The following is a 13,410-nucleotide window of genomic DNA, read 5'->3' on the forward strand; positions in this document are numbered from 1 at the left end:
CTGTCAAACAGAAGGTTGCACAGCCCTAGCGGAACATCTTTCGGAACATCCCCTTCTTCTCCTGTTCCTTCTTCTCCCGCAATTCACGCAGACCACTTCGGGCCAGGCTGTTCCGGGCATCAAGCTTGAGCGCCTTGTTGAATTCGGCTTCGGCCAGGTTGACCTGACCCGATTCGAAGATGATCGAGGCCTTGAAGGCATGCCCTTCGGCGGTTCGCTGCAGGGTCAGCGCCTTGTTGATCATCTTTTTTCCTTTTTCGCGCATCGCCATACTTGTGGCGTTGGCCGGGTTTTTGTAGATCGCCCAGCCGAGATGGGCCAGGTAGTCGCCGTTTTCCGGATCAAAGTTAACCGCATCCTGCATCGCCTTGATCGCATTGTTCCATTCGCCCATTTCGATAAAGACCTTGCCGGATTGCGACTGGACCTGAGCCTGGAATTTGTCATCACCCTGCTGGCCGAGTCCGACGCTGTCTGATCCGAGAAGTTCGTCGTAACGCTCTTTCTTGACGACATCAGAGAGGGTGTTGTAAGCGGTTGAAACCAGAGAAAGAATCTCCTCGACCAGACCTGCTTCTTCCCCCGAAAGCTGCATCATCAGCTCCGGCCCGAATTCATGGGTAATCGCAAAGTATTTCTTCTTCAACTTGTCGAAGGAAAAATCTCCCTGGCTGATGTTAAACAACTCGTAGTGATTTTTGCCCTTCATTTCGGAAAGGGTCTGGCGTACCTTCTTGCCGACTGCAAGGTCATACCCGGCTTCCGAATCGGTGGCCGCCGCCTCCGGTGCAACCAGATCGACTTCTTCAAGGTCCGATTCATCGACGATATCGTTAAAGCTTTCGAGGGTCTCCTGTGTGCCGATATCCTCATCTTCTTCGTCGAGGGCATTGAACAGGCGGCGGATCGGCGCCTCTGTTTCGGCGTTGGCCGTCGGTTCCGAATTGAAAGCGAGCATCTTGAGAGTCGTCAGTGTCAGCAGCAGCGGCGCCAGCGCATCCGGATTTTCGATGCAGCCGGCGAGATTCGAATTGCCGTCGATTTTTTGCAGGAACTCCTGCTCTTCCGATTTCAGGTTGAAGAAATTGATGTAGCGGAAGTAGGAGGGGAGGAACGACGGGAAATGGTTCGCATAGTTGGCGCAGATTGCCTGTCCGCTATGTCCCGGATGCATGTGGTAGCCACCATAGAAGATGCGGGGGAGGTTAATTGAAATGATTTGCATGTCGTCCGGCAGCGACATCGGATCGAGCTCGACTGCAAAAGCGGGAAAACCGAAGGCCGAGACCAGCTCACTGCCGAGATAGGAGAGTTTTTCCTGCATCAGGTCGGGATAATCGAGACAGCCGATCTGGACCAGAAGGTCATGGCGAAAACCGCTCTGCGATTTGTAAAAGTCATACTCCTGCCGGTTGATCAACCCCTTGTTCAGTAGAAAGGCACCGAAATCGTCATAATTGATCCCCTGGCGTAATGATATCGGGGTGCCGTTGACGAAGCTCAAGACCTGTTGACGCTTATTGATGTTAAAGCGCATGATGCCGGAAAAGCGGTTGAGAAAGGCATATTGCAGGTGCTTGTCGAAAGTCGTTCCGTCGGTCGACTGGGTCGGTGCGGCGGCGAGATTGGACTGAACAGCCTCAATCAGGTCGGTCGCCCGGAACGGTTTTTCCAGATAGGTCTTGACCCCCAGCTGGCGGGCTGCTTCGGCATTCTTTTCGCCGCGATAAATACCGGTCATAACGATCACCGGCAGAAACTTTGTTTTTTCGCTGAGTCGTATCTTTTTAAGAAGTTCGACACCGTGCAGACGCGGCATCTTGAGATCAAGCAGAAGCAGGTCGGGTGGTTCCTTGACGATAGCGCCGAGCGCTTCGGCGCCATCCCGGGCCCGGACCACCTCGTAGCCGTTCTTCTGCAGCAGCTGTTCGAGTGGTGCCGCGACACTGTCGTTATCTTCGGCTATGAGAATTGTTTGTCCCATATTCATCGGGCTGGCGGAAAAGTTGTTGTCCCTTATGGCTCTGCTTTAAAGTCGCGTTGGCAAAGGGCAAAAACCGATTGATGGTTACCTGCGTCGGCCTTCGTTAATTTGTGCGCCTCGGTTTTCGTTTGCGATACGGTGTCAGCCAGCTGTTCTTCCCCCGCTAAGGTTTTCGTAATTGATACTTCCTGACTGCCTTGTTGTGCTCTTTTAGCGTATGCGAGAAGGTGTGGGTTCCATCACCCTTGGCAACAAAATAAAGGTACTTGACGTCGGCCGGAAAAGCCACCGCTTTTAAAGCGGCTTCTCCGGGGCTGGCAATCGGCCCCGGCGGCAGACCGGTCATGGTGTAGGTATTGTACGGAGTCGGCATGCGCAGGTGTGCCCGGGTAATATTGCCGTCAAAATCATCGCCCAGGCCATAGATCACAGTCGGGTCGGCCTGCAACGGTATCCGGCCTTTCAGCCGGTTGTGAAAGACGGCGGCAATCAGCGGCATCTCATCATTGTTTCCTGCCTCCTTCTGGACGATTGATGCCAGGGTGACCAGCTGGTGGATGTCCAGACCGCGGGCTGCGGCAGCGGAGAGGATTTCTTCGGAAAGGCGGCTTCGGAACTGATCAACCATCGATTTGATCAACGGCTTAAGTTTTGTCCCCGAGATATAGGTATAAGTCTCCGGGAAAAGATAGCCTTCGAGGCTGGGCTCCTCGATCTCGAGATCGCGGAGAAATACCGGATCGGCCGCCAGATCAAGCAGATTGTCTTCCGTTACGATTTTGCTCGTCTCGATCCGGGCGTTGATCTCTCGAAGATTAAATCCCTCCGGTATTGTCAGCCGGTATCGCCGGACATCGCCAGCCACAAGACGGTCGATAACATCTCCCGGACGGGCCGCGGTGCGAAAGTCGTATTCACCAGCTCTGATACTGGCGGCATCTCCGCGCAGCCGACCGAGCAGGCGGAAATAGGAGGGGTTGGCAATAACCCCTTCGCGGTAGAGCTGATACGATACGGATGAAAACGAGGCGCCGGGCTTGACCATGATTGTGATCGGTTTTTGCGGGGCGATGGACTGATTCAGAAAGGCGAGAAAAACGCCGCCGTAAGATGCCGCAACTGAAAAGAAGAGGAGCAGGGCAACGAGAATGATTTTTTTCTTGATTGTCATCGCTTCAGGCCTTGAATTTGTTTTCCGTTCCGCTGAAAAGGCGGCCGATGTTTTCGTGATGGCGCCAGATGACCATGACGCTGATAAACAGGGAGGCTGCCAGCAGGGGCATCGATCCTTCGAAGGTGTAAATCAGAATCGGCACCAGGGCCGCGGCTCCGACCGAGCCGAGGGAGACATAGCGCCAGGTCCAGACCAGGCCGATGAATACGACGGCGGCGACGGCGACCGAAAGCGGTGACAAAACCAGATATATGCCGAGAGCCGTGGCCACTCCCTTTCCCCCCTTGAACCCGAGATAGACCGGATAGAGGTGTCCGAGGAAGGTCGCGCAGGCAACCAATGCCGTCTGTTCCGGTGGCATCGTCGCAACATGAATGGCGTAAGCGACCGGCAGGACGCCCTTGATGATATCGCCGATCAGGGTCAGCACGCCGAGTTTGCGTCCTGCTGTCCGGTAAACATTGGTGGCGCCGATATTGCCGCTACCGGAGTTGCGGACATCGCCGGCTCCGGTCAGCCGGGTCAGGACAACGCCGCACGGAATCGCACCGATCAGGTAGCTGGCGAAAAGGGTGACGAATAGAGTGATTTCCATAGGTTAATATCCGCCTGTTACGAAAATTCCATCAGGCGGATATTAACATACCGAATCGACAGATGACATGAAGAATTTTTCGCGGGGGTTGAACCGCTCAGTTGGTACATAGCGATTTGTTGCCGTCTCCCCTGGCGGACGGGACCAGGTGTGGAAGAACTCCCTTGTCGGGGTGATAGGCCATCGTTCTGTAAGCCAGAGAAGGCCAGAATGCGGTGGCGACTGCATCACGCAGAAGTTCTTCATTGCCTTCGACATTTGGCCTGAGATGCCCGTTGCTGTAATTAAAAACAGTGCCAGGCTTGTCCGGCTGCAGAACCGCGACCTGATTATTGCGCATCAAAGCATGGATTGTACCGTACTGCAGGATGGCGCGGCCGCTGTAGTTAGCGGGCGGATCCAGAAGGCTGATCCCCGGCATCGGGTCATTTACTTCAACCCCCATCAGCGACAGAACTGTCGGGCCGAGGTCGACCTGGCTGGCAAGTATTGATATCTTTTGTGCTGCAATGGACCCGCCAAGAATCAAACCGGGGATATGGAAATGTTCGACCGGCACCAGGTCGGGCCCGGGGAGAACGTCATCGTGGTCAGCGACCACGAGAAAGATCGTGTTCTCCCAGTAAGGTGAACTGCGGGCCTTGTCGAAGAATTGGCCAAGGGCGTAATCGGCATAGCGGACAGCATTGGCGATTTTGGCTTTCTCGCCGTCGATCGGCTTGATGCGGCCGGCCGGGTATTCATGGGGCGGGTGGTTGGAAGAAGTGAAGACCAGGGCAAAAAGCGGCTTGTCAGCCGCTGTGAGTTCGGCATCGGCCCGATTGAACAAATCTTCGTCGGAAACGCCCCAGGTGCCGCGGAAGACCGGGTTTTTGTAATCTTTTTGATCGATAACCCGATTGAATCCGTTGTTCAGGAAAAAACCGCGCATGTTATCAAATTGACTTTCGCCGCCGTAGATGAATTCTGTGTCGTAGCCCTGCTTCCGAAACAGTTCGGGCAGAGTGAAAAAATTGTTCTGTGACAACCCCAGCTTGACGACACTCCGGCCGGGGGTTGGCAAAAAACCGGTGACAACGGCCTCGATGCCCCGGACCGACCGGGTTCCGGTCGCATAAAGGTTGTCGAACCAGATCCCTTGACGGGAGAGCTTCTCCAGCTCCGGGGTGTAAGGCTCGCCGCCCAGAGAAGCGACGTACTGCGCGCCGAGGCTCTCTTCGAGAATGATGACCAGGTTCATCGGGCGGGTGCAGGTCCGCTCAGGTTGACTGCGATGCATGGTCGGCGCTGTCGGGTCGGTGAATGCCGCATCCGGAAGCCGCATCATCTGGTGCATCCGGCTGTTGATTTCATCGGTCGACATCCTGGCAATATAGGTCTCGCCGGCATCCCCTTCATGGCGCAGGCTGTACAAGGCATAGAGGACGGAATAGGCCGAGCTGACCGCCAGATCATTGACCAGATGATCGCTTGAAAAGGCGGCGGTCCCGGGATTGGCCGGTCGGTGGTCGAGACTGCCGCGGGCACCGATGGCGACGACAACAATGACAATTGGCAGGAGAATAATCCGTTTTTTCCAGCCCCAGGGGCGTACGGCGGCAGTTGTGGTCCGAAGCAACCTGTAGAAGAGGAAGCTTCCCAGTGTGACCGCAAGGAGGCTGAGCATGATCTGGAACTTGTAATCGGCCCACAGCGTCAAGCCGACTTCCCTCGGGTTGTCGAGGTATTCAATAAACAGGCGGTTGGGGCGAACGTCGTAGTAGTTGATGAATGAAGGCGTCGCGCATTCCATGTAAATAAACAGACCGAACCAAACCACCATCCAGACGGTCTGGAATCGTGACCACAGCCGGCCATAGCGGGATGCCGGAACCAGGAGAGTTCCGAGAAGAAGCGGTAAAGTGACGTATCCGACAATCTGCAGGTCCATGCGGACACCGTTCAGCATGACCCGGGAAAATCCATCGACAGCAGCTACCCGCTGCCATTGCCAGAGAGCCATGACCAGACGCGACACGCTCAGAAGGGCGAGACTGCTGCAAAAAAAGAGAAGAACCGGTAACAACGCCCCCGGATTTTTCCCGGTTTCCTTGACGAGATTCATGGTTATCATCACCTTATATGGATACTATGATGTGCGCTTTTAAGTATAGGCACTGTTTGCAATAAATCAATCGCGACCAAGTTGATTGTAATTATCGGAATGGCAGGTTGTTTGCCTTCCCTGAGATTATCAATTAAAGTGCTGTTAAATCAGATAAAGTGAGGATGAGTTGAAATGACAGGGAAATGGAAAAACAAAGGGTTGCGCCGATTGCTTCTGGCCACGACCTATTCCTATGCCGGTCTGCGTGCCGCCTGGAAACATGAAGCGGCGTTTCGGCAGGAGGTTCTGGCATTTTGCGTGGCGGCGCCCTTAGGCTTCTGGCTGGGTCAATCGGGAGTCGAAAAAGCGCTGCTGATTGGCAGCCTTCTTCTGGTTCTGATCGTTGAAATGCTGAACTCAGCCATGGAGTCGGTGGTTGATCGGCATGGACCGGAGTTTCACGAACTGGCCGGGCGTGCCAAGGATATGGGCTCAGCCGCGGTGTTGATTGCTTTGGTCAATGCAGCTGTCATCTGGGCTCTGGTCTTGCTTGCCTGATTTATGCGACCCGTTCAGCCGAGCAGCTCCTGCATGATCTCCAGAGCTGCCAGCCGGCCGTCGGCCGCAGCGGTCACCACCAGGTCGGCGCCGCGCTGACAGTCACCACCGGCGAAGACCTTCGGGTGCGAGGTGCGACAGCTCTTCGGGTCGATGACAATCTCACCCCAGTCGCCAAGTTTGACGCCGCTGTCCGCGACAAACGGCAGGCCCTCCATGTCAAAGCCGAGAGCCATGATCACAACATCGGCCGGAACGCAATGCTCGCTGCCGGCGATTTCGGAGACTTTTCGGCGGCCGTCATCGTCCGGTGCGCCGAGTTCGGTGCGCAACGCATCGACGCCGACAACATGATTGTTCGCGTCAATATCGATTTTTACCGGTGTCTCCTGGAACATGAAGACAACTCCCTCTTCGACCGCATTGAGGTATTCCTTACGGCTGCCCGGCATGTTCCCCTCGTCGCGTCGGTAGAGGCAGGTGACGCTTTCGGCCCCCTCGCGGACGGCCGTACGGACACAGTCCATTGCGGTGTCGCCGCCGCCGACAACGATAACCCGTTTGCCGAGTACGCTGAACCGCTCCATCCATGACTGGCCATACAGCCGGCGTTGGACGTTGGTCAGAAAATCCATTGCCAGGTAGACCTGTTCATGATCTTCGCCGGGGATATTTGATCGTTTGCCATTGGTCGCACCGACCCCGAGGAAAATCGCGTCATAATCTTTGAGCAATTTGTCCATTTCGACGTCATGCCCGATTTCGACCCCGAGATTGAGGGACATGCCGGCATCCCTGAGAATGGCGAAACGCCGCCTGATCGTCTCCTTCTCCAGCTTGAACCCTGGGATGCCGTAGGTCAGAAGCCCTCCCGGCAGCTCGGCCCGTTCATACATGTCAACCTTGATGCCGGCCCGCAGCAGGAAGTGGGCGCAGCTCATTCCGGCCGGTCCGGAACCGACGACGGCGACCTTCTTTTTGCCGGTAACGCCGGGGAAGGGGAGGCGCAGGCCGGCCTTGAAAGCGAGGTCGGAAATCGAGGCCTCGATCGGGCCGATGGTGATGGCGCCGTAGCCGTCATCGAGGGTGCAGGCGCCTTCACAGAGCCGGTTATGCGGACAGACCCTGCCGAGAATTTCCGGGAAAGGCGAGGTCTCGTTGGAGAGGAGAAAGGCCTTTTCCAGGTCCCGTTCGGCGATCGCTTCGAGCCACTGCGGAATGGCATTGTTGAGCGGACAGCCGATGGTCGTGCAGAACGGGTCGCCGCACTGGACGCAGCGCTCCGACTGCCGGGCAACTATCCGGCTGGTGTAGAAGCGATAGATTTCCTCAAAGTGACGGAGGCGTTTACTGACGTCTTCCTTGTCCGGGTCCAACCTATGGGTGTCTATAAATCCCTGCATATTATCCTCTTTATGCGGAGCCCATCTTTCACGAATCTGCGGCGTTATCGTGCGAACTGAGTCCTCGACGTAACCTCCGGCTACGCCTGCGGGTCAGCTCCTCACGAGTGCCTTGCATCTTCATAAAATCTGAACTCCTTGAAAATCTTGTTCATTCTTCTGAAATCTGAAGCCCTCTGTTGTCGATTTTTCCTGACTCCTGATACCAGAAACCAGAAACCTGGGTTTAATCTCCCTCTTTCGGATTAAGCGGCGCTTTCATGTTTTTCGGTGTGACCATCCAGAAGTAGGCGAGCTCTTCACGGTAGTGATCGAGGATAAACTTCGCCTTCGGGCTGTCGGTCCGGGCGAGGTAGCTGTTGAGAATGCTCTTGAGGTAGAGCTTCGCTTCGCTGTCCTCATCGACATCAATGCGGCGCGCTTCAACCAGTTCGCGGTTCAGATTGTCCATGAACGTTTTATGACGGTCATAGATAAAGGCTGCCCCGCCGGTCATGCCGGCGCCGAAATTGATACCGGTCTCCCCGAGGATAACGACCGTGCCGCCGGTCATGTATTCGCAGGCATGATCGCCGGTTCCCTCGACCACGGCAAGTGCTCCTGAATTACGCACGGCAAAGCGTTCGCCGGTCATGCCGGCAGCAAACAGTTTGCCGCCGGTTGCGCCGTAGAGGCAGGTATTGCCGACGGCGGCGCTGCCATCCTGGTAGTTGCGCGGCGTGACGATAATCCGGCCGTTGTTCATCCCCTTGCCGACGTAATCGTTGGCGACGCCCTTGACCCAGATGCTGACGCCTTTAATCAAAAAGGCGCCGAGTGATTGGCCGGCGACGCCGGAGAGCATGAGCTCAATCGTCTCTTTCGGCAGGCCTTTATCTCCATAGTGTTTGGCGATTTCACCGCTGATCATTGCCCCGAAGGAGCGGTTCAGGTTGCTGATTTCGCGCTCGATAACGATCTGCTTGCGTGGGTTTTTGATGGTCGGCATCAACTCCTTGAGGACCTCTTTTTCGAAGGCATTGTCATCAAACGGGTCGTTGCGCTTTTGCCAGGTGTTTTTACCATCAAAGGTCTGCAGCAGAGGCGAAAAATTAAATTTTTTCGCGATCGGTTCGCTGCTCGGTTCGAGCAGGTCGATCCGGCCAACCAGCTCATCGAGGCTGCTGTAACCGAGCTCGGCAAGGATTTCGCGGACATCTTCGGCAACGTTGGTCAGGTAGCTGACGACCTTGTCGACCGTGCCGACATAGTGAGCGCGCAGGCTTTCATCCTGGGTAGCGACGCCGACGGTGCAGCGATTGAGGTGACAAACCCGCAGAAGTTTACAGCCGAGCATCACCAGAAGCGGTGTTCCGAAGCCGTAGTATTCGGCTCCGAACAGCGCCGCCTTAACGATATCGCGACCGATCTTGAGGCCGCCATCGGTCTGCAACTGTACCAGCTCGCGCAGATGATTTGCCTTGAGGCTCTGGTGTGCTTCGGCCAGGCCGAGTTCCCACGGGTTTCCGGCAAACTTTATTGAACTTTGCGGCGCCGCCCCTGTGCCGCCGTCAGCACCGGAAATAACGATCCGGTCGGCGTAGGCCTTGGCGACCCCGGCGGCGATGGTGCCGACCCCTTCGGTTGATACCAGTTTGACGCAGATCCGGGCCTCCGGATTGACCTGCTTGAGATCGAAGATCAACTGGGCCAGGTCCTCGATCGAGTAAATATCGTGATGCGGCGGTGGTGAAATCAGGGTAACCCCGGGGATCGTGAAGCGTAGCGAAGCAATCAGGGGGGTGACCTTTTCGCCCGGGAGTTGCCCTCCTTCGCCCGGCTTGGCACCCTGGGCAACCTTGATCTGGATCTCCTCGGCGCTGCGCAGGTAGCCAGGCGTCACCCCGAATCGTCCGGAGGCAATCTGCTTGATCTTGCTGTTCTTTGCCGATTTGATCCGTTCCGGTGACTCGCCGCCTTCGCCACTGTTGGAACAGCCGCCGAGTTTGGCCATTGCTTCGGCCAAAGCTTCGTGCGCCTCCGGCGAAATCGAGCCGAGCGACATCGCAGCTGAATCGAAGCGCCGGGTGATCGCCTCAACCGGTTCAACCTGATCGAGCGGGATCGGATCACGATCGCTCTTGAACTCGAGGAAGTCACGGACGAAACGGAGGCCGCGGCCGGTAATCAGGTCGCGAAACTTCAGGTAGTTCTTGCGGCTTCTGTTTTCGGCGAAATGATGAATCGTCGTAATGACCTTTGAGTTGAAATCGTGGTATTCACCACCCGGGTTGTCGTTCAGACTGCTGCCGATCGACAGGGGATAGAACGGTGCCATCTGCGGTTTGCGGAAGACCGCATGGTGGACCTTTTTGGTCCGTTCTTCGATGTCAGGGTAGTCGAGACCGGGCAGGAGTGATGCCGAGGCCGGAAAACAGTCGTCGACGATATTATCGGAAAGGCCGATGATATCGAAGAGTGCAGAGTTCCGATAGCTCGAAACCGTGCTGATTCCCATTTTTGACATGACCTTGAGAATTCCCTTGGTCAGGGCATCGAAAACGTTCTTCAGGCCGATCCGCGCCGCCCGGTGCGTCGACTGGCTCCGCTCGAGAGAGTTGAGAGCGGTCGCATAGAGCAGCCAGGGATAAATGGCGAGGGCACCGTTGGCAATCAGAACCGATGCATCGTGGGCGTCAACGACTTCGCCGGTGACTGCAACCAGGGAGACAAGGTGGCGCAGTTCTTCCTTGAGAAGGCGTTGATTGATATAGCCTACGGCCATCGCCATCGGGATTAAATTGTTCTTGTCATCGAGGCAGCGATCATCAAGGATAACGACCCTGATTCCCTGGTCACGAACGGCGGTGATAACCGTATCGCTCAATGTCTCAAGCGATTTCCTGAGATCATCCGTAAAGCATGTATAGAAACGCTCGTAGCGGTAAATCGGCTCATAGCGATCACTGTCAGGCTTGCCGAAGGAAAGCAATGCGACAAAAATTTCGCGAGAGAGAATCGGCGATACACTTTTCAGGCGGCGCCCCCGGTCCGGAGTTTCGATCAGCGGGTTCCCGGTTTCACCGATACCGATAGTTGTCGACATCACGACTTTTTCGCGGTAGGGATCGATCGGCGGGTTGGTGACCTGGGCGAACTTCTGGCGGAAGAATTCGCTGTGCTTGCGTTGCGCATCGGAAAAGGCGGCCTGCGGAGTATCGTCCCCCATCGAGCCGGTCGGCTCCTTGCCTTCGCGCAGCATCGGCTTGATGATTTTCTCGACTGTTTCGTTGGTGATGTTGTGGTAGCGCTGTGATCGTTCGAGGTCGTCGACGTGCAGACGGTCCTGATCCTCGAACTGATGCTCGATAAATTCCTGCAGGTAAAAAGTGCTGTCGGTGAGCCATTCACTGTAGGGGTTCGAATCCATGAGATATCGATCGATCTCGGTGGTCTTGAAAATCTCACCCTGAACAAGGTCGGCGGCAATCATTTCGCCGCTTTGCAGGCGGCCGCGCTCACGAATGTTTTCCGGTGGAGTTCCGAGTACACCATATTCGCTGGTCAGAAGCAGGCGATCATCAGTCGTGACGACATACTTGGCCGGCCGCAGACCATTCCGGTCGAGCAGGCAGGCGATGTATCGGCCGTCGGTCAGGCTGACTGCCGCCGGGCCGTCCCATGGCTCCCAGGTCGCCGAAGTGTATTCGTAGAAAGAGCGGAGACTGGCCGGCATGTGGGCAACATTGTGGCGGGCCGGCGGAATCAGCATCCGGGCCGCCTTGAAGAAATCGACACCGTTAATCAGTAGGAATTCGTACATATTATCGAGGCTGGCGCTGTCGCTCGCTCCTGTCTGCAGGATCGGGAACAGGCGCTGCAGCTCTTCATTAGAAAAGACGGGACTTTTCATCGACGCCGTTTTGGCCAGAGCGTTGAACCGATTGGCGCGGATCGAATTGATTTCACCGTTGTGTGCGAGGTTGCGGAAAGGTTGGGCAAGGCGCCATTGGGGCAGCGTGTTGGTCGAAAAACGCTGATGAAACAGAACCAGGGCTGTCGAAAAGTCGGGATTGGTCAGGTCCGGATAAAGCTGTTGCAGAAAGTTCGGCATCACCAGGCCCTTGTAAGAGATCAGGGTGCGGGACAGGTTGGCGATATAAAAACCCTTTTCATCAGAAAACCGATTTTCAACCTCGCGCCGGGTCAGGTATAGGAGGGCATCAAAACGCCGGGTTGCAATCAATTCCCGCGGGATTACAAAAGCCTGTACAATCTCCGGCAGCAGCTCACGGGCGTAGTCGCCAAGCGCTTCCTGGTCGATTGGAACATCACGGAACAGGACAACCTTGAGGTCATTTTTCTCGCAGGTTTCGACAAATACCTTCTTTTGTTTTTCCCCTTCGGTCAGAAACAGGGTTCCGACGGCAAACGTTTCCGGCAGTGAGACTTCATGCTCATGCGCGATATTGCGCATGAATGCGGTCGGCATCGCGCAGAGGAGTCCACAGCCGTCACCGGTTTTGCCGTCGGCGGCAATGGCGCCCCGGTGCATCATGCGGGAGAGCGCACGGATCGCGTCTTCAAGCAGTTGGTGGGTTGGCTCATTGCGCAAACTGGCCAGCAGGCCAAAGCCACAGTTGTCTTTGAACTGTTCGGCAGGATTGATGAATGTTTTCATTGGGCACATCTTTCAGGAGTTAGTCAGTAATCTTCCATAATACAGGCAGATTGAATGGAAATAAAGGTTCAGCTTGATTTATTTCTGAAGAATCGTTCACTGCTGGTATGGATAAGCAAAAAGAGGCTTGATTCAAAAGAATCGTGCCTCTTTTTTGCCCGGAGTATAGGGATGAGAAGGTGCAGGTTTTTTTTAACCGAGCCAGAACTAAACAGTTATTTTACTGGGTCGGTCCGGTGATGACAGAAGACACAAAATTACTCAACGTACAGTGGAAGTTCAAACCTGGGTTCTGGATGAGTGCCAGGACCCTTCTTTTCACAGGATAGAATGCTATTGCTGTTTCACGTATGCTTTTTAGTCGTTTTAGCCGTTGATTCTCCAAAGAGGAGATAACGACGATTACTTTTCTCTTCGTTGGCGGTAAACCTGTTTAAAAAACGGTGGTATTCGGCGTAGTCGGCGATTTCTTCCATATCGACTCCTGAATCCTGTATGCGCCATAAGTCTTCCATTTCAGCCTCCCTGTGTCGCAGCGTTTCCCGGGACAGTTAAATCAGTGCGTAATCGTCCGATTCGACGAGATCGGAGGTGCAGCTCAGAAACGAGTTGACCTGTGAATCCTTAACAACCTCGATCTGGTTGTGAGCTGATGAGCAGACGGTTCCGCAATTGGCGCATTCCTGAATCTCTTCATGGAACTGAAATGCATCAAGGTCAGTTTCGATGCAGAGGACCGATTTGCAGGTCGGACAGATGAAATCTGAATAGGTCTTGATTTTGTTCATGCTTTTCTCCTTTAGAACTTTGATGGAATTTCCGGAATAGGTCGAGATGCAGCCGCAATCGCCACATTCAAGAACGTTTGCCGAGTAGCCATCGGCGTGAATGTCGATCTCAAGATGCTTGCTGTTGCATGATGGGCACTTCATACTGATTTCCTTTCGCTA

8 protein-coding genes are annotated in these 13,410 nt (G+C 55.1%); 1 reads left to right on the forward strand and 7 read right to left on the reverse strand.

Annotation, left to right across the window (positions count from 1 at the left end):
• Positions 1-25: 25 nt before the first annotated feature.
• The 4 genes from C0623_01965 to C0623_01980 all read right to left on the reverse strand — a co-directional run bounded on the left by C0623_01965 (position 26) and on the right by C0623_01980 (position 5,866).
• A complete protein-coding gene (locus C0623_01965; GenBank protein ID PLY03245.1) occupies positions 26-1,990 on the reverse strand; it encodes a hypothetical protein in 1,965 nt (654 codons plus the stop codon).
• A gap of 157 nt (positions 1,991-2,147) precedes the next feature.
• On the reverse strand, positions 2,148-3,155 hold the full coding sequence (locus tag C0623_01970) for an endolytic transglycosylase MltG (GenBank protein PLY03246.1): 1,008 nt from the start codon (positions 3,153-3,155) through the stop codon (positions 2,148-2,150).
• 4 nt (positions 3,156-3,159) lie between these two features.
• On the reverse strand, positions 3,160-3,753 hold the full coding sequence (locus C0623_01975; GenBank protein PLY03247.1) for an acyl-phosphate glycerol 3-phosphate acyltransferase: 594 nt from the start codon (positions 3,751-3,753) through the stop codon (positions 3,160-3,162).
• 97 nt (positions 3,754-3,850) lie between these two features.
• Positions 3,851-5,866 carry a sulfatase gene (locus tag C0623_01980; GenBank protein PLY03248.1) on the reverse strand — a complete coding sequence of 672 codons (2,016 nt, stop codon included), beginning with the start codon at positions 5,864-5,866 and terminating at the stop codon, positions 3,851-3,853.
• Between the two features lie 165 nt (positions 5,867-6,031).
• Here C0623_01980 and C0623_01985 point away from each other — a divergent pair, with 165 nt between their 5' ends.
• On the forward strand, positions 6,032-6,397 hold the full coding sequence (locus C0623_01985) for a diacylglycerol kinase (protein PLY03249.1): 366 nt from the start codon (positions 6,032-6,034) through the stop codon (positions 6,395-6,397).
• Positions 6,398-6,411: 14 nt separating this feature from the next.
• Here the strand turns inward: C0623_01985 and C0623_01990 are convergent, their stop codons facing one another.
• The 3 genes from C0623_01990 to C0623_02000 all read right to left on the reverse strand — a co-directional run bounded on the left by C0623_01990 (position 6,412) and on the right by C0623_02000 (position 13,248).
• Complete coding sequence (locus C0623_01990; GenBank protein PLY03250.1) at positions 6,412-7,800, reverse strand: glutamate synthase small subunit; 1,389 nt, start codon at positions 7,798-7,800, stop codon at positions 6,412-6,414.
• Between the two features lie 226 nt (positions 7,801-8,026).
• The gene (locus C0623_01995) at positions 8,027-12,460 is read right to left on the reverse strand and encodes a glutamate synthase large subunit (protein PLY03251.1); all 4,434 of its coding nucleotides are present in this window, start codon (positions 12,458-12,460) and stop codon (positions 8,027-8,029) included.
• A 551-nt stretch (positions 12,461-13,011) separates the two neighbouring features.
• Positions 13,012-13,248 (reverse strand): hypothetical protein, encoded by a 237-nt coding sequence (locus C0623_02000; GenBank protein ID PLY03268.1) that lies wholly within the window; start codon positions 13,246-13,248, stop codon positions 13,012-13,014.
• Positions 13,249-13,410: the final 162 nt, after the last annotated feature.

The sequence above is a fragment of the Desulfuromonas sp. genome (assembly GCA_002869615.1).
Taxonomy (GTDB): Bacteria; Desulfobacterota; Desulfuromonadia; order Desulfuromonadales; family UBA2294; genus BM707.